The organism is Bacillus sp. 0209A (assembly GCF_036765095.1).
Lineage (GTDB): Bacteria > Bacillota > Bacilli > Bacillales > Bacillaceae > Bacillus > Bacillus subtilis_G.
This window is the reverse complement of sequence record NZ_JBAIZV010000002.1, coordinates 713,608-735,348: the sequence shown is the minus strand read 5'-3', so window position 1 is coordinate 735,348 and position 21,741 is coordinate 713,608. Positions and strand designations below refer to the sequence as shown.

Sequence of the window (21,741 nt, the reverse complement as noted above, 5' to 3'; positions counted from 1 at the left end):
TAGCTTTCTCTTTATTTTCCGCTGTGCTTTGCCTTGATTTGTCCTTTAGCCGTTTCAGCCGCTTGATCCAATGCTTGTTTCGGATCTGCTTTTCCTGTTGCAATCGTCTGTAATGCTGAATCAGCCGGCGTCCATATTTCATTCATTTCCGGAATATTTGGTGTCAGCTCTGCGAAGCGGGTTTGTTCCGTAACAGCCCGTGCCGCCTCGCTTTTCATAATAGCCGGATCATTGGCTAAGGATTTCACAGCAGGAACTTCTTTCGTTTTTTCATAGCGTGTTTTAGCATTTTTTTCGTTTGCAAGAAAAATGGCTAATTCCTGCGCCAGCTCCGCATTCTTTGAAAACGCACTGACATTGTAGCTTTTGACGCCGATAAAGGAACTCATGTTTTTCCCCTTTTCCAGTTCCGGCAGTTTCGTTATGCCATAATTGATTCCTGCTTTCGAAAAGGCGTCTACATTCCATGGGCCCGAGATAATCGCTGCGGCTTTTCCTTCTGTGAACAGTGATTCCAGCACGTTTATCCCTTGTTCTCCAATAATGCCTGCCGGGAATAAACCATCCTTGTAAAACTTTTGAATCTGCGCCGCACCTTTGACAGCGCCTTCATTATTGATCCCGATGTCTGACGGGTTATAGCTGCCATCTTTGTCTTTTCCGAAAATATATCCGCCGTAACCGCTCATCACACTTTCCGCGTAATAAATTTGATCAAATAACGCTAAAAAGCCAAATTTGCTGCCGTCAGCAGTCTTTTTGGAATAGTCGTACCACTCCCCCAGCGTTTGCGGCAATTCCTTCTCTGAAATAAGATCTTTGTTGTAAAAAAGCACTGTCGTTTCGACCGCTTTAGGCAGCCCATAAAGCTTTTGATCTACCATTTGAGATTGGATGGAAGTGTCAGTGTAAAGCGATTGCACGTCCTTTTCAACATGTAATTCCTTGAGTAATCCCTCCGTGACAGCCGTTCCGATTTGGTCACCCGGCATGGTTAACACGTCAGGACCCGTGCCGGCCGGTCCGTCCATTCGCAAATCTTCAATCTGCTTGGCATACGGTTTTTCAACGACTTTGACCTTCACATCATGCTCTTTTTCAAACGCGGCAACGGCACCTTTAATGCCGATGCTCTTTTCTTTATCCTCCCACACGACAAGCTTTGCCCCTTTTGAGCTTGGTTTGGTGCTGCCGCTTTCCTTTGGGCCGCAAGCCGCCAAGGATAAACTGACAGCCGCACAGAGCATGAGTGCGGAACACTTTTTCGCCATTTTCATTGTTTGTCACCCTTTCGCCAGTAATGAAAGCGCTTTAAAAAATAATATAGCACGGATGAGAAAATATGTAAACAAACTATTTACTTCTATCAGTAAATTTTTTTACCAATAAAAAACAGCTTAGTGTCCTAAGCCATTCTTAATTCATACTCTTTCTGACGATTAATTCCGCGCCCACATATAATGTTTTTACCGTTCTTCTCTTGTCCTGCACTTGTTCAAGCAGCATTTCAACAGCATTTTTGCATAATTCATGTATATCAATATGAAACGTTGTCAGAGGGGGTGAGACATACTTTGCAAAGCTGATGTTGTTGATGCTCACAATGCTTACCCTGTTCGGTATGGCAATTCCTTTTTCGTTCAGGGCTTGCAGACAGCCAACTGCAATCGGGTCCGCCGCGATCAAAAAAGCCGTTGGAAGCCGATCGCCTAATGTGTCGATCGCTGCTGTCATCAGACGATAGCCGTTTTCTACAGAGAACCCGCGATGACAGAAAATATAGCACTCGTCCAGCAAGTCTTTTTCCCTCATATAAGATCTAAAGGTTTGTTCACGGATGTCCATTTCGTCCTGATTGGTGTTCGGATTTTTGTATGTGCCGCCGATAAAACCGATGCTCTTATGCCCTTTCCCGCTCAGGATATTTACCGTCTTCCTTGTCATTTGAGCTAAATCGGGCCTTACCGAGTCAAAATAATCGGGATCAGGAGTTGAATCGATAAACACACCGTTTTCAGTGAGATTTCTGAGAAAAGCCAGCTCTTCATCAGAAAATGTTCCGACGGCAATAAACCCTTCTAAATGTGCAGGAATGCTTTCGATTCCATCCGATATTTTATAAGTGGTCATGTCGACATTGAATGCTCTCGCCAGTTTCTCTACTTCTAATCTCATCGTTTTAAAATAGACATCTTCTAATTCTTCTTTATCTGTCAGCCAATATAAAAACGCAATATGTTTCACTAGCGGCCTTACTGTTTTCTTGCGGTAATTGAGTTTTTCCGCGGCTTCATAGATTTTCTCCCGTGTCTCATCAGGAACAGAAAGGCTTTCATCGTTATTTAAAACGCGGGAAACAGTTGAAATCGAAAATCCCGCTTCCTGCGCGATATCTTTAATTGTCGCCATTGCATCTGCCTCCATTATTCAGCTCATATTCATTTTAGTAAAATATTTTACTTTGTTTTTCGCAAATGTCAAGTGCTGCTGCAAGCAAAAAGACTGAACCATTTCCGGCTCAGTCTCGGTTTTTCATTCGGCACCGGCAGAATTGCCCGGGAAATGAGTTGGTTATTGCACATTTTCCTCGAAATATCCCGAAAGCACATCTTCCACATTCGTTAAATGCGCCAGCATAGCAGCCTCCGCCTGCGCTCCATCCTGTGCAGCCACGGCATTGTAAATCCGTTCATGCTCTTCATAAAGCCGCTGAACTGAGGTCTTCTTGGAAAACAGCCAGATTTTCCGTGTTTCTCTCATCGTTTCCAGCAGCAATGATGAAACGTGGTTCATCAGATGTTTGAGAAGATCGTTTTGGGAAGCGTCAGCCAGCGCCAGATGAAACGCGAAGTCTGCTTTCTCTCCAAGCTCTCCGTCGGCTTCAATGCTGCCCATTTCCTTTAACGCGGCATTTATTCTTTCGAGATTCTCTTCTGTTCTTTTTTCAGCAGCTAATGAAGCCACGCCGATTTCAAGCAGTTTTCTAACCTCGAGCAGCTGCTTGACGTCCTCTTTTTTCATAAGAAGGGCGGCTGAGAGCGGCTGAGAAATTTGATTGAGCTCAAATTCCTTTAGGTATGTGCCTTCTCCCTGTTTCATTTCGACAAGCCCCATCGCTTTTAGCGCGGAAAGTGCTTCGCGAACCGCTGAGCGGCTGACTTGAAAGCTTTCGGAAAGCGCTTGAACGGAGTCCAGTTTATCTCCCGGCTTCAATTCGCCGTTTTTGATCATGTCTAATAGTGCGTCCGCCACTTCTTCATATATTTTCTTTGTTTTAATTTGTTTGTATTTCAATGCAATTCACCCCGTAACTTGTAGGTCTGGCTGTTTACGATCTATTATACTCTGTTTTTGGGGAAGCCAAAAGATTTTGACAATTTTGTCAAAAAGTCTTGTACTTTGTTTTTTTTCAAAATATAATGCTAGGTAACTGGTCTTATTACCCAGTCATCAGATGATCATACTACCATCTATAGAAAACGCTTACACACAACGCCAGTTTATGTTTCTAGGAGGGGTTTGGGATGCAATGGACACAGGCATATACGCCTATAGGGGGAAATTTGCTTTTATCAGCGCTTGCGGCACTTGTACCGATTATTTTCTTTTTTTGGGCACTCGCGATTAAACGGATGAAGGGGTATACAGCGGGCTTGTCCACATTGGGGATCGCACTTTTCATCGCTGTATTGGTTTATCGGATGCCGGCGGAAAAAGCGCTGATGTCCGCGACACAAGGAGCCGTATACGGGATTTTGCCGATCGGCTGGATCATTGTGACGTCTGTTTTTTTGTATAAAATCACTGTGAAAACGGGACAATTTGATATCATTCGCAGTTCTGTTCTCTCGATTACGGATGACCGCCGGCTTCAGGCGCTCCTGATCGCTTTCTCATTCGGGGCTTTTTTAGAAGGAGCGGCGGGCTTCGGAGCGCCGGTCGCCATTTCAGCCGCGCTGCTGGTCGGCCTCGGCTTTAATCCTCTTTATGCGGCGGGAATCTGTTTGATCGCCAATACGGCGCCGGTCGCCTTTGGCGCGATTGGGATTCCGATTACAGCCGTAGAAGGGCCAACAGGAATTCCGGCGATGGAGATTTCGCAAATGGTCGGGCGGCAGCTGCCGTTTTTATCCGTATTTATTCCTCTTTATTTACTCATCATCATGAGCGGGTTCAGGAAAGCCTTTGAGGTCTGGCCGGCCATTCTCGTTTCCGGTGTTTCCTTTGCTGTCGTTCAATATCTTAGCTCCAATTTTTTAGGGCCTGAGCTGCCGGATGTTTTGTCAGCGCTTGTTTCGATGGCAGCGCTTGCTGTGTTTTTGAAATGGTGGAAACCGAAAACAACATTCCGGTTTGCCGGTGAACAGGAATCGGCCGCAGCGATTGAAACGGCGAAAACGAGTCAGGCAGCGCCTGCATACAGCGGGGGACAGATTTTTAAGGCCTGGTCGCCATTTTTGCTGCTGACGGTGATGATTTCTATATGGGGCATTCCCTCTGTCAAATCCGCGCTGACCGGGCATTATGAAGGCGCTTCTGTTTTCTTGAAGTGGCTGAATGGTATTGGAGAAAAACTGACTTTCGCCCCTGGTGTGCCTTTTTTGAACAATCAAATTGTCAATGCTGACGGTACGCCGATTGAAGCGGTTTACAAGCTTGAGGTGCTTGGTTCGGCCGGCACAGCGATATTGATTGCGGCCGTGCTGTCAAAGTTCATCACGGCGATTGCATGGAAAGACTGGGGAGCTGTTTTTAAAGAAACGATCCAAGAGTTGAAGTTTCCGATTTTGACCATCGCTTCTGTCGTTGGTTTTGCCTATGTCACCAACTCTTCGGGGATGAGCACGACCCTCGGGATGACACTTGCGCTGACAGGTTCGATGTTTACCTTCTTTTCGCCTGTTCTCGGCTGGCTCGGCGTCTTCATTACCGGCTCGGATACGTCTGCCAACCTGCTGTTCGGCAACCTGCAGAAAGTCACCGCGTTATCAGTCGGCATGGACCCTGTTCTGTCTGTCGCCGCCAATTCATCAGGCGGTGTCACAGGAAAAATGATCTCGCCGCAGTCGATCGCGGTCGCGTGCGCCGCGGTAGGGCTCGCCGGGAAAGAGTCGGATCTTTTCCGCTTTACGATTAAGCACAGCTTGTTTTTACTGCTGCTCGTTTGTATCATCACTTTTTTACAGCATCACGTGTTCAGCTGGATGATTCCAGCAGGATGATGCAGTATGAACAGTCAAGATTATCAAGAAATAAAAACAAAACTGGCAGATTGATGTTCTGCCAGTTTTATTTCTTAATATTTTTTTGATAATATCACCCACGAAGTGAAGGTTGTAATGATTGTTAAGGATATTAAAATCCTCATGATTTCAACTGCCGATAACGCCACTGCGCTGAACTGAATACTGAACAAGGTTATTACGCAATAAATCAATACAGAATAAAGTGCGTACTGCATTCCTTTTTGCTTAATCAAGTTTGCTCTTTCATCTTTTTCTTTGAAATGCGGATAAATATAGCCCGCAGCAAAACTTAAATAAGACAGTGCTCCCCACATTAATAATTCAGTAATGGAAACAGAATGAGTCACAATTTGAAAAAAAGCTTTCATCAGTAAAATCATTGTGAATAAAGCGCCAATGATGAAGTAAACTTTTCGTAATGCCATGATTTTCACCTCTCGTTCTCATCTTCATAAAACATGTTTTCGACAGTTGTATGAAACGTTTTCGCGATTGCTAATGCCAGCGGCAAAGAAGGATTATATTTTCCTTTCTCAATTGATATAACCGTTTGTCTGCTAACGTTTAGTAGCTCAGCTAATGTATCTTGGGAATATCCATATTTCTTTCTGTATTCTATTAACCTATTTTTCAAAGGGATTACCTCTTTTTCCATTAATTGTACAATAAATTCATTATAACGTAAAGCTTGCTTTACAATTTGTGAATGTAGCACCGCAATTACGCAATAAAAATCCTCCCTTTTCGGGAGGATTTTATTTATACCGTTTTCTCGCTGCCGATGACGGAATGCTCATTTGATCGCGGTACTTTGCCACGGTGCGTCTGGAGATTTGAATGCCGTGCTGTTCATATAGCAAATCGGCAATCTTTTGATCTGAGAGCGGTTTTGTTTTGTCCTCTTGATTGATCAAGTCTTCAAGCTGTGTTTTGACTGCATAGTTAGACGCATCTCCATCTCCTGATGCCTCGGCTTTTGCTGAGAAAAAGAGTTTCATCTCAAATAGTCCGTACGGCGTTTGTAGCGTTTTTCCTTTGATTGCCCGGCTTACAGTTGATTCATGAAGGCTTAGGCAGTCGGCTACCTCTCTGAGGGTCAGCGGCTTCATTGCGCTTCTCCCTTTCAGAAAGAACTCCCTTTGCCGTGTGATCAGCTCATTGACAATTCTTGTGATCGTCTGTTTTCGCTGTCGCAGCGCGCGGCTCAGCCAGCGCCATTCCTGATATTTCGCGGATAAATAAGAGGCGGTATCCTGACAGGAGCCCGACGATAAAAGCGGTCTGTACTGCGAATGCAGTTCTATTTCCGGAAACGAGCGGGTATTCAGCTCCGCTGCGATGTGCCCGTTTTTCACAGAGATAAAAATGTCAGGCTCGATATACATATCTTGCTCTGGCCGGGCAAACAGAAGGCCTGGTCTCGGATGAAGAGCCGCGATGTCATCAGAGATATCTTGAATGGTATGAAGCGGAATCCCGGTCTCATTTGAAAGCGCTTTCCACTTTTTTTGCGCAAAAGCATCAAAATGAGCTGAAACAAGCATTTCCGCTTGCTCATTTCTGTCCGGCAGCCGCTGTAATTGAAGAAGGATACATTCCTTCAGAGATCTTGCGCCGATTCCAGCTGGCTCTAACGACTGGAGTTTTGCCAAAACAGCTTCCGCTTCCTTGGCCGAAACAGATAGGCGCCGGGCTGCCTCCTCCACCTCTTCTTCCAAGTACCCGTTTGAATCAAGCGAATGAATCAGATAATTGAAAATCTTTTTTTCGGAGTTTGTCAGATTCATATCGAGTGACTGCTGTTTTAACACATCCTGCAATGTTTTTTGCGGATCACTTAATTGAAGGCCTGCTTCCTGTGGATTCATCCTGTTTTTATTTGTTTTATGGTAAGATAGTGGCGGTGTGTCTGTTTCCTTTCGTTCAATAAGAGGGTTTTCCAGTGAGAGCTCATCAATGTATTCGGCGAGTTCTGCCGAATGATAGCCAAGCAGCGTGATGGCCTGCCTGAGCTCCTGTGTCAGTTGAGGCTTTAATACTTGTACTTGCTGAAGTTTCATATCCATCTTGCTCACTCCCCTTTCTTCATTGTACATGATTGAGATCACACCGTATACATTTATGAAAAAGGAGCTGCCAAAAGAATGTCTGAACTTTTTTCCGTCCCTTATTTTATTGAGAATTTAAAACAGCATATTGAAATGAATCCGTCTGAGGATAAAATCCATGCGATGAACAGCTACTACCGTTCCGTCGTCTCAACGCTTGTTCAGGACCAGCTGACGAAAAACGCGGTTGTCTTGAAACGGATTCAGCATTTAGATGAAGCGTACAATAAAGTCAAACGGGGAGAAACAAAATAAACCTTCCGCTCACATGTGAGCAGGAAGGTTTTCCTTCTTTGAGGCGTTCTGGATGAGTCGGGTGTTCGGTACTTCTTCCATCCAGGTGTGATAGTAATTGGCGTTTTTCCCATAGGAATTATCAATAACCGTGTTTTCTTTTTGAAGAAGAGATGAAAAGATGTGGCCGTGCAGCCTTGACGTTTCCACCGATTCGTAACGGCTGAAGAACCGAATCGCTTTTTTGACGATATAATCCGAGTATTTTTCCCATATATACGCGATGGGCAGAGGATTGCCCGCTTTTTTGTTCAGGACGTTCAGCGTTTGCAGAAAAGCGATTGTCCGGCGGTCTGAAGCTGACAGCACCGTACGCCAGTCGTAGCTTTCCGCTTTAGCGTGTTCCTGAAGCTCCTTATTCGCTTCGTGATCTGTTCTGATAAATCTCAGCTTTTTATTGAACGGCTGCTGCGTGGGAACGACGGGAAACAGCTGATGAGCCATATCAGGCAGAAGCTTAATGTGATTGCTTGTAAAATAAGCCTGCGCCGTAGCATAGGAGGCTTTTTCCCTTGTGATGATATGGAGATTCGCATGTGCAGAAAATATCTCCGCCGTCCGTTTAAGATTGTCTTCGTTTTGAAAATAAATCGATTGCGGCAGGATCACGATTTTATGGTTCGGATAGGTTTGGACGATTTTCTCTCTAAAGCCTTGGTAATACGGATACAAATCTCCGAAGTTGCCGCCTCCCTGGCAGACGATGATGAGATTCGGGTCCAGCGTTCGACCGACTGGAAAGTTGTCGGGATTCCAGCGTTTTCTGACCTGAATCCCATGTTCTTTAAAGAAAGCTTCTGTTCCCTTCATAATAAATAAATCCCCTACATTTCCGTATAGAGGATAATCGGCATAGATGATCTCGGATTGTTTCGGAATGACGTCGAGCAGCCCGGACAGTTTCTGTTTCAGGCTGATCATCGAATGCTTGCTGTCCATTTCTTCACCTCTCCAGTTTGGAATAAGTGTACGAGTACATCAATAACCCGGTCTTGCTCTTCTTCCGTCAGATTTGACCCTGATGGGAGACAGATTCCCCGCTTGAAAAGATCTTCGCATATGCTTCCTGTATCTTCATGAGCATAAAATAAAGACGGCTCAAACAGCGGCTGGGTATGGAGCGGCTTCCACAGCGGGCGCGCTTCAATGTTTTCTTCCGCAAGACGCTGAACCGCGTCATACGGGCTCAGCCCGTTATCAAGTGTAAGTGTGGTGAGCCAGCGATTGGATACACCTGCTGCATGTTCCGGCATAAAGCGGACTCCGTTTATGTGACCGAGTGCATTCTTGTATCTCGTGAAAATGGCCCTTCTTTTCTCCACCCGTTCATCCAGCACCTCAAGCTGGGCAATGCCGACGCCGGCCAAGATATTGCTCAGCCTGTAATTGTGCCCGATTTCGCTATGCTGATAATGTACAGCCGGCTCACGTGCCTGTGAAGCGAGAAATCTTGCTTTTTCAATAGCTGCTTCATCATCTGAAACGAGCATCCCGCCGCCTGATGTGGTGATGATTTTGTTCCCGTTAAATGAAAAAATGCCGAAGCGCCCGAATGTCCCGCTTTGCTTCCCTTTATAAACTGTGCCGAGAGATTCGGCTGCGTCCTCAATGACAGGAACTCCATATGCATCACACAGGCTTACAATTTCATCCATTTTCGCGCTTTGCCCATATAGATTGACGGCAATAACCGCTTTAGGCAGCTTTCCGTTTCTTTTCGCTTCCTCCAGCGCTCTTTCTAGGGCTTGCGGCGACATATTCCACGTATCAGGCTCGGAATCAATAAAGACGGGCACCGCTTTTTCATATAAAATCGGATTGGCGGTCGCCACAAATGTGAAGGACTGGCAAAACACGCTGTCTCCTTCTTTTATCTCAAGCAAACGCAGCGCCAGATGAATCGCCGCTGTTCCTGAGCTGACCGCCGCCGCCCCTTTTACGCCGACACGTTCAGCCAATTGCTCTTCAAATGAATTCACGAGAGGCCCAAGCGGCGCAATCCAATTTGAGCGAAAGGCTTCTGAAATATAGTGCTGCTCTCTGCCGCTCATGTGAGGGGGAGATAAATAGATTCTTTTATGCATATAATCATCCTTTGTTTTATGTTTGAATGGGAGAAATAATGCGCGCCGGGGCACCGGCCGCCGTTACCCTGTCCGGTATGGAACGGATCACCGCCGAGCCGGCGCCGACAACGCTCCAAGATCCGATTGTGAGCTGCGGTATGACATTTGCGCCGGTTCCGATGTGAGCGCCTTCCTGAACGGCAACCGCTCCTGACAGCGTGACACGCGGGGAAAGATGAACATAATCGCTGAGTTGATTGTCGTGCTCTGCCACTGCGCCCGTATTGATGATGCAGTGGGCGCCGATCCGCGCATCCGCCTGAATGATCGCGCCCGCCATAATGACTGTCCCTTCCCCGATGACAGCGGACTTGCTGACGATGGCTGACGGGTGAATCAATGTAATAAAATCTTCTTTTTTCAGTCCCAGCCGCTCCGCCAGGTGTTTTCTGACACTGTTGTTTCCAATGGCGATCAGAAACAACACGTCGGGAACCAGCCTGCGTACTTCAGAAATGGCTTCCAGCGGGCCTGTGTACCACTCTTTTCCGGCTTCAAATGTTCGGAATTTATCATCCAGCACCGCGGCTAAGCGCGTATCTGACCGGGCGTTTATCAGCTCTCTGATCACCTTTCCGTGCCCGCCGTCACCCACAATGGCAACGTTTCTCATGAGGACACATCTCCGCTTCCTGTAAACCGTTCCGCGGTCACATGATTGGTTTGCTGAACCCCTTCTGAAACAAGCACTTTTCGCACCGTCAAACACAAAATTTTCAAATCGAGAAAAAATGACCGGTTGTCAACGTACCACACATCTAATTCAAATTTCTTTTCCCAAGAAATCGCGTTCCGGCCGTTGATTTGCGCCCAGCCTGTGATGCCCGGCTTCACCTCATGGCGCCGGGCCTGCTTTTCTGTATAAAGAGGCAGATAGTCCATCAAAAGCGGGCGCGGGCCGACAAGGCTCAAGTCGCCTTTTAGGACATTCAGCAGCTGCGGAAGCTCATCAATGCTCAGTTTTCTGATCAGCCTGCCCGTTTTCGTCAGCCGAACTTCATCAGGCAGCAGATTTCCTTCACTGTCCCTTTGATCCGTCATCGTTCGGAACTTATAAAGGGTGAACGGCTTGCCGTTCAGGCCCGGCCTTACTTGCTTAAAGAAGACAGGTGATCCTATTTTCAGCCTGACAACGGCGATGGTGAATAGAATGATGACACTTGTACAGCACAATAAAAAAATGGCGGCCGTCAGATCAAAAAGTCGTTTCAGGATCAAAGATTCACAGCCCCTTTCGTTTTTCGAAATCGTTTCAGTACCAACTGTCTTTCCTCTTTCGTACAAACGAGCGCAAACGCGAAAATGGCGTAGCAGCAGCTGACTGTTATTCCCGTCGCAATCAATGATGTCCAGTCGTCAATCTTCACAGCGAACCTGATTGCCTCACAGACCACCCAGGCAAACACAGCCGCTGAAAGAGGCCCGATTATGCCTTTAAAAAACACGTGCTTTTTGTAGCCGGTCATGCGGGATACGTAAAGCGGCGTAAAAATGGCGTTTTTCAAAATAAGAGAAATCGCTCCGGCCAACGTAATGCCGTACAGACCGAGATGAGCCGGCCCGCTCAGTGTGACGGCCAGCACTACATTTAACACGCCTAACAGCAGGGTAATGATCGCCGGTGTTTTTTGTTTATTAAAGGCGGTCCAGATATAAAACAGCGGCATAAAGGCGAGGCTGACCACCAAGTATCCGGCATGAATATATAAAATCGGTGCGATAGACGAAAAGGACGGTCCGAGCCAGATCGTCAGAAAAGGCCCAGCCAGCCCGCCCAATAAGGCAGCAGGAAGCGCAAGCAGAAGACCGTTCAGCCTTACTGCCTTGTTGGCGTAATTCACCAATCCGTCCATATCGCCTTTTGAATAATACGACGTCATGAGAGGCGCAAACAGAGATGCGACCGTTCCAGCCAAGCTGCGCAGCAGCAGCGGAAACTGGATAATCGCCGCGTATTTTCCGGCTTCAGACGCTCCCAGCACCAAATTGGCGGTTAATAGATCAATCTGCAAAAAAAGCAGGACGCCGATTTGATTGACGGAGCTCCATGTGCCCGCCTGAAACAGCTCTTTGCTTATGCGGAATGAAAGATCCTTCACCCGAAACGTAAACCACGGAATCAGCTTTTTGAAGAAATAGAAAGACAGCACAGCCGCGATGACAGCACCAGCTAAAGCGGCAAGTTGGATCTGCCAGATTTTCGGTGTGAAGCATGCAAACAAGAGCAGCACAGACAGCACGCGTACAAGCATTTGCACCGCCTGAATGGAGCTGGTGATGTAAAGGCGGTTGGCATAAAATGGGGCAGCGCCGAAACCCGCCATCAGAAACGTTAAAATAAACAGTACACTACCGATCAAAATCGACAAACGCACATCAGCCAAAATCGCCTGCGGCACGTTCATGACCCGGTCAATATAGAAAGCTGAACCCGCAAGAGGCAGCAAAAGAAGCAATGATATCAGAACAGAAGCCGCCAAATAATTGCTGATATACGCATTTGCTTTATCCCGCTCCCCCCGGTGTGCGGCGACAGAAAAAAAACGCACGACAACCGAGCTGAGCGCGACGGTGATGATTGAAAAGTAATTAATCACGTTTTGGGTCAAATGAACAAAACCGAACGCTTCCACACCAAGCGTTTTGACAATAAAAGGCGTCATCCAGACCGACAAGAAAACGGACAAGAGAAAAGCCGTGAGATTTGCGCTGAAGTTGATCGTGAATTTCATGCCTGCTTCGCACTGCCTTTCATCGTTCCCCGCTGCTCGAAAAACAGCTTGATGAGAAAAATGAGCCGCAATTTGCACAGTCCTAATACCAAACGCTCGCCTCTTAATAATTTCTCATGCTGAAACGGTGTATGTCTGACGGCCTGCCGCACCATCTCATAGGATAAAATGTGTTTGATCTGCTTTTTAATGTCTTTCGGCGAATTTGGAGAAGCACAGGCGTTTGCCAGAAGCATCGGAAGCTGGTGCTTGCAAATGTACACATTCAAATCTTCTTTGCATGCGCCTGCTATACCGTAATGATTGTAGAATGCGATTTTCGCCTGATATTGCTTTTGAATATGTTCATCCATCGCCGGCTTATAAGGGACTTCTGTCAGGCTGTTCGGGTTTTCGCGATAGACGTACAAGCCTTCATCCAGCATTTTCACCCGCTCCGCTTCGCAAAAAGCGGACAAATTGAAGGGAGAGTCTTCAGCAAAACGGATGTCTTCATCAAACATCAGATTGGCTCTCTCCAAAAGCTCACGGCGATAAACATAACGCCATACATACCAGATAAATCTCGTTTCGTGAGCATATTTGAGCCATTCAGCCATTTCAAATTTTGTCAGCACGCGGTTTGTGTCAAGCTGCGGCGGCACATAAGTCCGCCTGTCCGCTGACTGCTTGTAAAAACCGCAGCCAACGATGTCGAGCCGGTGCTGTTCCGCTTCTTCAATCAACCTTTGGAACATGGCGGAAGATACATAATCGTCACCGTCCACAAAGCCGATGTAAGTCCCCCGGGCGGCCTTTATTCCCGTATTACGCGCTGAACTCAACCCGCCGTTTTTCTGATGAACGACCCGGATTCTCGCATCCCGTTTTGCATAATCCTCTGCAATCTCGCCAGAACGATCCGGCGATCCGTCATTCACAAGGATGACTTCCATATCAGAAAGCGTTTGGCGAAGCAGTGAGTCAATGCACTCTTCTATAAATGGTTCAACGTTATACATCGGGACAATAATGCTGACGAGCGGGGTCATTGCGCTTCACCGCTGATTTTGTCACGCAGCCCTTTAAAATACACGTCTCTCGGAAAGCCGGAACGGATTGTTTCTTTTGTTAACAGCTCTTTTACTGCGACTGTCACGCGCTCCGGGTCCGGATGTTCAATCAGCTTCATGTATGGGATGTCTTTGAGCCATTGATAGCCTTCCATCACCTTATGGTCAAAGGAGCGGATGACGACACACGGCGTTCCTGTCAGCGCGCAAAAAATCATGCCATGAAGCCTGTCAGTGACAACAGCTTCTGCACTTTGCAGCTTAGACCACAGCGCTTCAAGCTCCCGCTCCCGGGAATCGCGGCTGACCCGGCGCCCGACCGTTGTCGTAAAGGCTTTAATGTCGCCGAATTCTTCAAATAGCGCAGCCTTCACATTGTTTCTCTCATCTTCTTGAAGCACGCTTTCCTGATCCTCGCGCAAACACATATAAACCCCTTCGCGCTCTGCGGGGGTCTTGCTTCTGTCTAAGTACAGCACCATGTCCGGCTGCTTCAAAATCATTTTTTCTTGAAAATGCTGTTTCATAAATTGATACGTTGTTTCATCCCTGGCCATCAGCAATAGGCCGGGGTGCGCGTTATAAATTTTTTGCGCCCGTTTCAGCTCTTTGCGTCCCTTTTTCGTGTCAGAAAAATGAGCCGTTGCGGGAAGCTGGACAACTGGATAGTCGTGAAATGTTTTAATGATGAAGCGGCGCGTCCACTCCTCATAACGGTATAAGTCCCCCATGTTTCCGCCTCCGATGATAAAGACCATGTCCGCCGGATGGCGCGAGCGGAACAGCGCTTTTGCTGATTTATAAATGTCCTTCATATCAACCTCGACGATGTTAAAATCGGGGTATTCCTGCTCAAGAAATGCCTTGCTGGCATAAGCAATCGCGTGATCCCCCAAATTGTCATGGGACGGCAGCAGGGTCAGTATGATTTTTTTCTGATGTGCTGCGGCCTTGACCGGCTGATCGGCCGCACCCAGCCAATATTGGGACGGGTATTTGACCTTAAGCAGCAGCCATTCTGCAAGATTGATTTTCAACGATTGTAACGACATGTCCTCACCCTCTGTTTCTCATTTTGTACTCGATTACCCGCTGATACACGGCCGACGCCATAGCGACGAACGGGATCATTCTGTATTTCGCCATCAGAAGCAGGCATGACCGTTTTGCGTCAAAAGGCGCGGTACCCGTTTTTGAGAGGCTCTCTTGAAATATGGGATCCCCGCAAATCACGCCGACATTTCTAAACTTGTCAAACAGCCGGCAGCTGCCGCTTGTTTTCCATTCATTCAGCATACAGATGCTGCTGTGAAGCACGATAAAGGTATCAAGCTCCTTACCGTACTCCTCCAGTTTGTTGTTCTCCTGTAAAAACGCCGCATTCGCCTCATACAGCGCAAGCCCCGATTCAAACAGTTTTTTCTGATAGCGCTGCACGATGGATGATAGGTGAATGCGGTAATGATAGAGCGGCGCTTTGACATAGGATACTGTACGGGCGAAAAAATGAGTCCTGAAGCTGAAAAACTGATCCTCGACATGCTCCAGCTCGCCTCGGAGCGGAAACGACAGCCGATGTGCTTTAATCATGCTTCTTCTGTACAGTTTGTTCCACGAAAACCCTCTGACCTTCCCTTCGAATAACGCCTTAATATAGTGCTCTTTCGGCTGATCCTGGTAGGTTTCCGCAATGTCAGAGATCATGGTTTTTCCAGTGTCCTCAAACTCCGCGGCGTAATTGCAAATGACCAGATCAGTTTCATCGCCCGCTGCTTGGAGCATCCGCTCGCAATAATCAGGCTCGATCCAATCGTCTGAATCGATAAACGCGATAAATTCGCCGCGTGCCGCCTCGATCCCTTTATTCCGAACCGCGCCGAGACCCTTGTTCTCCTGATGAATCACCCTGAACCTGTGATCCTTTTTGGCGTATTCCTCCGCGATATCCGGGCTGGCGTCTGCCGAACCGTCATTGACGATGATGATTTCAATATTGTCCACCGTCTGGTTCCGCAGCGATTCGAGGCACGTTTTGATATATGTTTCTGTGTTATAAACAGCGACTAGCAGACTAACCGCAGGTATTTCCATAATGACCGGCTCCTCTTGCGTAAATTACCGGGAAAAAATCGTTCTGTAAGGCAGAACGGACGAATCAACCGGCATAAGCAAATAACTGTAAAGAAAATAACAAACAACGATCGCGATATAGATAAGGGCATTCGATTTTTCATCAAATATCCTGACGAAATAAGGGACTAGGATCAATTGATACAGGCCGAAATAAATATTGAATCTGGCAAAGATCACGTCTTTTGTGGCCAAAAGCCCGAATAAAAAACCGAGCAGACACAGATTGACGACGATGTCGATTTGCGGCCACAGCTTCCGCAGACGCGCCCTGTAGCAAAAGGCGAGAAACAGCGGCAGAACCAAGACAGCGATTTTGATCACATTCATTCCATTTGTGTTCGTCATCAGCCATTTCTCATAATGGCTGTATGAGCTGTTTTCAAGCACAACAACAAACACGGAAATGAATTTTTGATATAAAAACGTCATGCCAAGAAATAAAACGGATAGCCCGAATATCGCCGGTGACCAGGCTTTTCTTCTGACAATAAAATATACTGGAATCATAATCAGCGCCGAGGAATGAAAGAGCGAGCTGATCAGCACGATCAGAAAATATCGCTTCCAGTTCCCGCTAATGATGTAACGAATCGCCCAAAACAAACCGGCTGCCACCATGTATTGCCTGATGCCGTTAAAAGACGCGTAATAATGAAAGGTTCCTAAAAATAAAAAGACACTCAGCTCAAACGGCCTTCCGTAATCAGCGAGTGTCTTCATAACCAAACTGTAGGTCACGGCCGCAACTGTTATATACATGATTTGCGGATCTGCCGTGATGACATTCATCAGCCAAAGGAGTGCGGTAAAGCCCGGATCCGTCGCCATTTTCGCTGTGCCGAAACCGAATATCTGCCACACATTTTGATAATCGCCCGCCAATTCATACAGCAGCGTGTACGTCTGAAAATCCGTGCCGACTCTGTAACGGAGACCCGACACAAGCACAAGTGACACTAGCGGAATCCAGATTAACAGCTTATTCGGCCGATACCCCGTAGCGAGCGAATCGTCACGGCCGCCGCACATTTTGGCAAACCAAGACCAAATATATACAATTCCCATATTGACGGCATATACAATCATCGTTTATTGTCCTTTTCCGCTGCTAATGTTATATACATTCAGCAGCGCTCCTACATTTTGCTGTGCATCGTAGCCAAGTTCGGCGAGTGTTTCTTTGATAAGCTCCCGCTTCGGCCTGCCTGCGGCGGCCGCCCTTGCAATGGTTTCAGCCCAGATGCCGATCGGCTCAGAAAGATTCAATCTTGTCACAAGTCCTAGACCGGCATCGACTTTTTCTGTGATGGTGTCTGAAATGATGCATGGAAGCCCCGATGCCTGCGCTTCCACCAGCACAACCGGCAAGCCTTCGTACAGAGACGGCATGACAAACACATCAAATGTGCGCATCAATTCATGAATGTTGTCTTCAGTGCCTAAAAAGAGGACATCTGAAAGCAAGTTCTGCCGCCGCGCCTCCTCTTCCATTTTCTCGCGCAGCGGCCCGTCTCCTGCAAGTACGAGCTGAAAGCGAACCCCGCGGTCTTTGAGATGTGCGGCAAGCTTCAGCAGAAACGCATGGTTTTTCACTTCATGAAACCGGGCCACATGGCCAATAATGAGACGGTCAACTGCAATGCCGCGTGCTGTTTTTTCTTCATCATCCCACTGCACATTTGGGGCGAACAAATCAAGATCAATCCCGTTTGGAAGGAGATGAACACGCTCCATGTTGGACGGTCCGAATAAAAACTTGCCCGCATCCTCTCCGCAGGCACACAGTGCTGTCGCGTTCGCCAAAATCAGCCGCCTGAACACCATCAGCTGCAGGCGATCCTTCCAATTGAAGCCGGTCTTCCACGACGTATTATGGGAATGACATACCCTGACCGGCACTCCGGCTAGCCTTGCCGCAAGGGCGATAAAGCCCGTTTGGAAATCCGTGTGCGCATGAACCGCGCTGAACGGCCCGTTTTCTGTTATCGTATGTCTTACATTCCTCACAAATGTAAGAGGATTGCTTTGCCCGATGCTCGGGACATAAAAAAGCCGCCCGCCTAAAGATAAAATTTCTTCATCAAAAGCGCACGGATCATTTCGATACGTTAAAAAATCAAATTGTACTTTGCTTCTGTCCATTTTCCGATATAAATTCATCACCATGGTCTCCGCGCCGCCCCTGTTCATGCCGCTGAGAACATGGAGCACGCGTTTTTGGCTGCTATTCATGTTTGACAAGCCCTTCCTTTTGGTTCATCACTCTTTTTTTGTGGTAGCGATTCATCACGGCTGGAGGCATAAGCGCGCGGATTAACGGTTTTGCGATATATAGGTAATCAGATAATGGAAGCTTCAAGCGTCTGCATGCCTGATAGACAAGGATGGCATTGTCAATGGAATACGTAAATGACCGCCGTTTGAAAGCATCGCTGTCTTCCCTTACTTTATACAAGGCTTCCTGGAGATTGTAGCCCCTGAAGCCCTCTTCAAAAAAGCGAAGCCATAAATCAATATCCTCCATCCGTCTCGTCCGCCGCACCGAACGGTAGCCTTTCAGCGTGCGGTAGGCGCTCGCTCTCATCATAATCGTTCCGTGGCAAAACGGGGTCCCTTTTGCCATGATGCCCGGCTCCGGAACAGAAGGCAGGATGCGTGTGCCCCTTACGCCACATTCATCAAATACAAGCATGCCGGTGCCAACCACCTGATAGTGGCGGTGCTTTTCTAAAAATGCGACCTGCTTTTCCAGACGGCGCGGAAACGAAAGATCGTCTCCGTCCTGGCGGGCGATATACTCGCCTGTGGCATTTGAAAGACAATGATTTAATGAAGCGGCAAGCCGCTTGTTTGTTTTGTTTTGAATCACCTTGATGCGGTCGCTGTAATGAGCGGCATACTGCTTCGCGATGCGGAGCGTGCCGTCTGTTGACGCATCATCGCACATAATCAGCTCCCAATTTTTATAAGATTGGCTGAGTATGGATTCAATACTTTCCGCCAAAGTGCGTTCACAATTATAAATACCCATAATGACAGAAACTTTCGGTCCTGAGTTCATACGCTTTTCTCCTTTGTATCCATATCCATGTACGCGGAATAAATATCTGCCATTTCTTCTACCGTGCGCGCCTCCGAAAAGCGCAAGGCTGTTTTTCGGCCTTCCTGCCCCAAATTTATGCAGAGTTCCGGTTTACGGTAAAGCTGTTCGATCCGGCGGGCAAACGCGGCACTATCACCGACTTTGATCAGAAAACCGTTTTCTCCGTCCCGGATGATTTCCCGGTGCCCGCGGTTATCCGTGGCAATCGCCGGTTTTTCCGCGGCCATCCCCTCAAGCACATTCATGCCGAGGCCTTCTCTCATGCTGGATGCCACAGATACATCTGCAAGCTGAATCAGCTCGTGAATGTCTCGGCAAAAGCCGTAAAAGCAGACATTGCCGGAAGCGCCAAGCTTTTCAGCTAACGTTCGATACGTTTGTTCCATCGCCCCTTCTCCGGCAAAAACAAGGCGAAGCGACGGTATTTTTTCTTTCAGCAAGGCCGCGGCTTCAATTAACAGCTTCTGATTTTTGTTGAAATTAAGCTCAGCCGGATAAACCAATATAAAATCGTCTTCGCTGAATCCGTGTTTTTCTCTGAGGCTTTGCTTCTCTTGCAGGCTGACAGGCCGAAACCGCTCTGTATTCACCCCGATGCCGTGAATTTTCCGCGTCATGCCGCCCGGCCTTTGAAGTCCTTTCGCCCGTATGTAATCCTCTTCATTGATCGTAATCAGACAGTCCGTATAGGCCGAGAGCCATTTCTCAACCGGATAGTAAAGAAGCCAATTTTTGACCGGCGCTCCGCTGCAGAAGTGAAATCCGTGCGCGGTGTACAGCACCTTTGTTCCATGCCGCCTCGCTTGCCTCGCCGCTAGTCTGGCAAGCACGCCGCCAACCGGCGTATGGCAATGGACAATGTCGTATTGATTGGTGTCAATCACTTCCTTCAGCTGTCTGTAAACGGCCAGATTCTGAGGATGAAAGGGTGACCTGCGAATCGCAATGGAATATTTCTCGTCCACATACGGCAGTTTGGTTTGTCCGCTCGCCGCGACATGAACCTCCCAGCCCATTCGTTTAAACCATTTAAAGTAAGGAAGATGAAAGGCCTTAAAATGATAATCAACAGTCGCACAAAACAAGATCTTTTTCGTCATCTTCACTCCCCCTATTGAACACTGGCAGCCGTCATTTTGTCTGATGTATCAATCGCCGCAAACAGCCTCGCTCTCAGATCGTCTTCCGGCATCTCATGAAAATCCTCGATAAAGCGCATCAGCACTGGCCAATCGCCGTCAACCGCTTTGCCGATATGAATTTTCGGAAAGATTTGTTCAGCGTGTACTTCATTTTGGTTCAGCAATTCCTCATACATTTTTTCACCGGGACGAATGCCTGTGAATTCGATTGGAATCTGCTCAGTCGTATAGCCGGACAGATGAATGAGATTTTTGGCAAGGTCCACAATCTTTACGGGCTCTCCCATGTCGAGAACGAAAATCTGGCGCCCTTTCGCAAGTGCCCCGGCCTGAATGACAAGCCTTGAGGCCTCGGGAATCGTCATGAAATAGCGGGTCATCGCCGGGTGTGTGACCGTCACCGGTCCGCCTTTTTCAATCTGCTTTTTAAAAATCGGAATGACGCTGCCGCGGCTCCCGAGTACATTGCCGAAGCGGACAGCGACAAATTTGGTTCTGCTCATTTTACCAAGATTCATAATAATCATCTCGGCGAATCGTTTTGTCGCCCCCATTATATTGGCCGGGTTCACCGCTTTGTCCGATGAAATCAGCACAAACGTCTCTGTCCCCGACATATCGGCTGCTTCCGCGACATTTTTTGTTCCGATGATGTTGTTTTTGACAGCCTCTTCGGGATTGTGCTCCATTAAAGGCACATGTTTATGGGCAGCTGCATGGTAGACCACGTGCGGCTCGTACTTTTTCATCAAGGTAAACATTTTATCGCGATCCTGCACATCCGCAATTTCCGTATGGAACACTATGTGTTTGCCGAATCGCCCGTTCAGCTCTGTATAAATCGAATGAATGCTGTTTTCTCCATGGCCGAGCAGAATGATTTCTTTAGGCTGAAACGCGCTGATCTGCCGGCAGATTTCCGAGCCGATTGATCCGCCCGCTCCCGTGACGAGAACTGTTTTTCCTTTGATGCGGTTCGAAATTTCGCTTGTGTCGAGGGTTACCGGCTTTCTGCCAAGCAAATCCTCAGCTTTTACATCTCTGATTTGCCCGGCAGTTCGTGTGCCGAGCAGCATTTCATCAAAGTGAGGCATAATTTTGATGTTGACTCCAGTCCGCACACATTCTTTATATAAAACCTGAAGCTCATGGGTGTGGAGTGAAGGAATCGCAATAATAATATAGTTAATTTTGAGCTTTTGCACCGCAGGCATGATACTTTCTTTTCCGCCGATCACGGGCAGCCCCATCATTTCTAATTTATGTTTTGTCTGGTCATCATCAATAAAAGCGACAGGCGTGATGTCAGGATCATCTTTTGAAAGCAGCTGTCTGACCATCAGAGTCCCGCCTGAGCCCGCCCCGATAATCAGCGCGCGGGATGAGGCGCTGCGGTTTTTTCTGATGCTTTCTTTTAACACTCTCGACAAAACACGGGTTCCTCCGATGGACAAAAGCTGCAGCACCCAGCACGCGATTAACAGACGGAAGAACATCGTATGATACACAGCATACTGAATGAAGCCGGTCACAGCGGCCGAAAGCGTGATGCCCTTAAGCAGGACGATCAGCTCGCCGATTCCGGTGTATGTCCACACCTGTTTATACTGATGGAACAGAAAAGCACATACATGATAGCTGAGGAGCAAGCTGACAGCGGTAAGCAATAATGCTCCGGAGTCATAAAATTGATAGGAATCTTTTAAAAATTGATATCCTGCAATAACTGAATTTAAAACGAGATAAGTGTCCAGCGCAATAATCATTGACAGTCTTCTCCGGTAACTCAACCTTTTCCCCCCTAA

General features: G+C 47.4%; 20 protein-coding genes and 1 pseudogene. 2 read left to right on the top strand and 19 right to left on the bottom strand.

Annotated elements, in window-relative coordinates; all coding sequences use genetic code 11:
• Positions 1-11: 11 nt before the first annotated feature.
• The 3 genes from V6D44_RS08905 to lutR form a co-directional block, all read right to left on the bottom strand.
• Entirely contained in the window at positions 12-1,277 is a 1,266-nt protein-coding gene (locus V6D44_RS08905) for a sugar ABC transporter substrate-binding protein (protein ID WP_253268581.1), read from the bottom strand.
• Positions 1,278-1,416: 139 nt separating this feature from the next.
• Entirely contained in the window at positions 1,417-2,409 is a 993-nt protein-coding gene (gene ganR, locus V6D44_RS08900; RefSeq protein ID WP_333516413.1) for a galactan degradation operon transcriptional regulator GanR, read from the bottom strand.
• A 162-nt stretch (positions 2,410-2,571) separates the two neighbouring features.
• Positions 2,572-3,294: an L-lactate utilization/bacilysin biosynthesis transcriptional regulator LutR gene (gene lutR / locus V6D44_RS08895; protein WP_202328002.1), complete on the bottom strand. Its 723-nt coding sequence runs from the start codon at positions 3,292-3,294 to the stop codon at positions 2,572-2,574.
• A gap of 230 nt (positions 3,295-3,524) precedes the next feature.
• Here lutR and lutP point away from each other — a divergent pair, with 230 nt between their 5' ends.
• On the top strand, positions 3,525-5,222 hold the full coding sequence (gene lutP / locus V6D44_RS08890; RefSeq protein ID WP_087993501.1) for an L-lactate permease LutP: 1,698 nt from the start codon (positions 3,525-3,527) through the stop codon (positions 5,220-5,222).
• A gap of 74 nt (positions 5,223-5,296) precedes the next feature.
• On the opposite strand, the gene V6D44_RS08885 is transcribed toward lutP, so the two are convergent.
• The 3 genes from V6D44_RS08885 to rpoN all read right to left on the bottom strand — a co-directional run bounded on the left by V6D44_RS08885 (position 5,297) and on the right by rpoN (position 7,312).
• Positions 5,297-5,671: a hypothetical protein gene (locus V6D44_RS08885; protein WP_207194128.1), complete on the bottom strand. Its 375-nt coding sequence runs from the start codon at positions 5,669-5,671 to the stop codon at positions 5,297-5,299.
• 5 nt (positions 5,672-5,676) lie between these two features.
• On the bottom strand, positions 5,677-5,880 hold the full coding sequence (locus V6D44_RS08880; protein ID WP_087993534.1) for a helix-turn-helix transcriptional regulator: 204 nt from the start codon (positions 5,878-5,880) through the stop codon (positions 5,677-5,679).
• A 121-nt stretch (positions 5,881-6,001) separates the two neighbouring features.
• Positions 6,002-7,312 (bottom strand): RNA polymerase factor sigma-54, encoded by a 1,311-nt coding sequence (gene rpoN / locus V6D44_RS08875; protein WP_087993503.1) that lies wholly within the window; start codon positions 7,310-7,312, stop codon positions 6,002-6,004.
• Positions 7,313-7,390: 78 nt separating this feature from the next.
• Between rpoN and yvfG the strand changes: the two genes are divergently transcribed.
• Positions 7,391-7,609, top strand: coding sequence for a protein YvfG (gene yvfG / locus V6D44_RS08870; protein ID WP_202328001.1), 219 nt, complete (start codon positions 7,391-7,393; stop codon positions 7,607-7,609).
• 9 nt (positions 7,610-7,618) lie between these two features.
• Here yvfG and V6D44_RS08865 read toward each other — a convergent pair whose 3' ends face one another.
• The 13 genes and pseudogenes from V6D44_RS08865 to V6D44_RS08805 all read right to left on the bottom strand — a co-directional run bounded on the left by V6D44_RS08865 (position 7,619) and on the right by V6D44_RS08805 (position 21,726).
• The gene (locus V6D44_RS08865) at positions 7,619-8,587 is read right to left on the bottom strand and encodes a polysaccharide pyruvyl transferase family protein (protein ID WP_087993505.1); all 969 of its coding nucleotides are present in this window, start codon (positions 8,585-8,587) and stop codon (positions 7,619-7,621) included.
• Entirely contained in the window at positions 8,566-9,732 is a 1,167-nt protein-coding gene (locus tag V6D44_RS08860; RefSeq protein WP_202328000.1) for a DegT/DnrJ/EryC1/StrS family aminotransferase, read from the bottom strand. Before V6D44_RS08860 ends, V6D44_RS08865 begins: the two co-directional genes overlap by 22 nt.
• Before the next feature lie 16 nt (positions 9,733-9,748).
• The gene (locus tag V6D44_RS08855) at positions 9,749-10,387 is read right to left on the bottom strand and encodes an acetyltransferase (RefSeq protein WP_087993507.1); all 639 of its coding nucleotides are present in this window, start codon (positions 10,385-10,387) and stop codon (positions 9,749-9,751) included.
• Positions 10,384-10,992: a sugar transferase gene (locus V6D44_RS08850; RefSeq protein WP_289348262.1), complete on the bottom strand. Its 609-nt coding sequence runs from the start codon at positions 10,990-10,992 to the stop codon at positions 10,384-10,386. Before V6D44_RS08850 ends, V6D44_RS08855 begins: the two co-directional genes overlap by 4 nt.
• Positions 10,989-12,506: an MATE family efflux transporter gene (locus V6D44_RS08845; protein WP_333516412.1), complete on the bottom strand. Its 1,518-nt coding sequence runs from the start codon at positions 12,504-12,506 to the stop codon at positions 10,989-10,991. The genes V6D44_RS08850 and V6D44_RS08845 overlap by 4 nt, the downstream gene beginning before the upstream one ends.
• Positions 12,503-13,537, bottom strand: a complete 1,035-nt coding sequence (locus V6D44_RS08840) for a glycosyltransferase (protein WP_087993510.1) — start codon at positions 13,535-13,537, stop codon at positions 12,503-12,505. Before V6D44_RS08840 ends, V6D44_RS08845 begins: the two co-directional genes overlap by 4 nt.
• On the bottom strand, positions 13,534-14,610 hold the full coding sequence (locus V6D44_RS08835; protein WP_333516411.1) for a polysaccharide pyruvyl transferase family protein: 1,077 nt from the start codon (positions 14,608-14,610) through the stop codon (positions 13,534-13,536). The genes V6D44_RS08840 and V6D44_RS08835 overlap by 4 nt, the downstream gene beginning before the upstream one ends.
• 4 nt (positions 14,611-14,614) lie before the next feature.
• Positions 14,615-15,649, bottom strand: a complete 1,035-nt coding sequence (locus V6D44_RS08830; protein WP_087993512.1) for a glycosyltransferase family 2 protein — start codon at positions 15,647-15,649, stop codon at positions 14,615-14,617.
• A gap of 24 nt (positions 15,650-15,673) precedes the next feature.
• Positions 15,674-16,777 (bottom strand): biofilm exopolysaccharide biosynthesis protein EpsG, encoded by a 1,104-nt coding sequence (gene epsG, locus V6D44_RS08825; RefSeq protein ID WP_087993513.1) that lies wholly within the window; start codon positions 16,775-16,777, stop codon positions 15,674-15,676.
• A pseudogene (locus V6D44_RS08820) lies at positions 16,774-17,923 on the bottom strand (glycosyltransferase family 1 protein). Before V6D44_RS08820 ends, epsG begins: the two are co-directional and overlap by 4 nt.
• Entirely contained in the window at positions 17,916-18,752 is an 837-nt protein-coding gene (gene epsE, locus V6D44_RS08815) for a glycosyltransferase EpsE (RefSeq protein WP_087993515.1), read from the bottom strand. Before epsE ends, V6D44_RS08820 begins: the two are co-directional and overlap by 8 nt.
• Positions 18,749-19,894: a glycosyltransferase family 4 protein gene (locus tag V6D44_RS08810; RefSeq protein ID WP_087993516.1), complete on the bottom strand. Its 1,146-nt coding sequence runs from the start codon at positions 19,892-19,894 to the stop codon at positions 18,749-18,751. The genes epsE and V6D44_RS08810 overlap by 4 nt, the downstream gene beginning before the upstream one ends.
• 11 nt (positions 19,895-19,905) lie before the next feature.
• Positions 19,906-21,726 (bottom strand): polysaccharide biosynthesis protein, encoded by a 1,821-nt coding sequence (locus V6D44_RS08805; RefSeq protein ID WP_187441509.1) that lies wholly within the window; start codon positions 21,724-21,726, stop codon positions 19,906-19,908.
• Positions 21,727-21,741 lie beyond the last annotated feature (15 nt).

What these genes read in the sequence shown, in the direction of transcription:
- V6D44_RS08840 (WP_087993510.1), bottom strand. Translation starts at nt 13,537, where the DNA reads ATGACCCCGCTCGTCAGCATTATTGTCCCGATGTATAACGTTGAACCA.
- V6D44_RS08905 (WP_253268581.1), bottom strand. Translation starts at nt 1,277, where the DNA reads ATGAAAATGGCGAAAAAGTGTTCCGCACTCATGCTCTGTGCGGCTGTC.
- V6D44_RS08855 (WP_087993507.1), bottom strand. Translation starts at nt 10,387, where the DNA reads ATGAGAAACGTTGCCATTGTGGGTGACGGCGGGCACGGAAAGGTGATC.
- V6D44_RS08845 (WP_333516412.1), bottom strand. Translation starts at nt 12,506, where the DNA reads ATGAAATTCACGATCAACTTCAGCGCAAATCTCACGGCTTTTCTCTTG.
- ganR (WP_333516413.1), bottom strand. Translation starts at nt 2,409, where the DNA reads ATGGCGACAATTAAAGATATCGCGCAGGAAGCGGGATTTTCGATTTCA.
- epsG (WP_087993513.1), bottom strand. Translation starts at nt 16,777, where the DNA reads ATGATTGTATATGCCGTCAATATGGGAATTGTATATATTTGGTCTTGG.
- yvfG (WP_202328001.1), top strand. Translation starts at nt 7,391, where the DNA reads ATGTCTGAACTTTTTTCCGTCCCTTATTTTATTGAGAATTTAAAACAG.
- V6D44_RS08865 (WP_087993505.1), bottom strand. Translation starts at nt 8,587, where the DNA reads ATGGACAGCAAGCATTCGATGATCAGCCTGAAACAGAAACTGTCCGGG.
- V6D44_RS08810 (WP_087993516.1), bottom strand. Translation starts at nt 19,894, where the DNA reads ATGACGAAAAAGATCTTGTTTTGTGCGACTGTTGATTATCATTTTAAG.
- V6D44_RS08885 (WP_207194128.1), bottom strand. Translation starts at nt 5,671, where the DNA reads ATGGCATTACGAAAAGTTTACTTCATCATTGGCGCTTTATTCACAATG.
- V6D44_RS08860 (WP_202328000.1), bottom strand. Translation starts at nt 9,732, where the DNA reads ATGCATAAAAGAATCTATTTATCTCCCCCTCACATGAGCGGCAGAGAG.
- epsE (WP_087993515.1), bottom strand. Translation starts at nt 18,752, where the DNA reads ATGAACTCAGGACCGAAAGTTTCTGTCATTATGGGTATTTATAATTGT.
- V6D44_RS08830 (WP_087993512.1), bottom strand. Translation starts at nt 15,649, where the DNA reads ATGGAAATACCTGCGGTTAGTCTGCTAGTCGCTGTTTATAACACAGAA.
- rpoN (WP_087993503.1), bottom strand. Translation starts at nt 7,312, where the DNA reads ATGGATATGAAACTTCAGCAAGTACAAGTATTAAAGCCTCAACTGACA.
- lutP (WP_087993501.1), top strand. Translation starts at nt 3,525, where the DNA reads ATGCAATGGACACAGGCATATACGCCTATAGGGGGAAATTTGCTTTTA.
- V6D44_RS08835 (WP_333516411.1), bottom strand. Translation starts at nt 14,610, where the DNA reads ATGTCGTTACAATCGTTGAAAATCAATCTTGCAGAATGGCTGCTGCTT.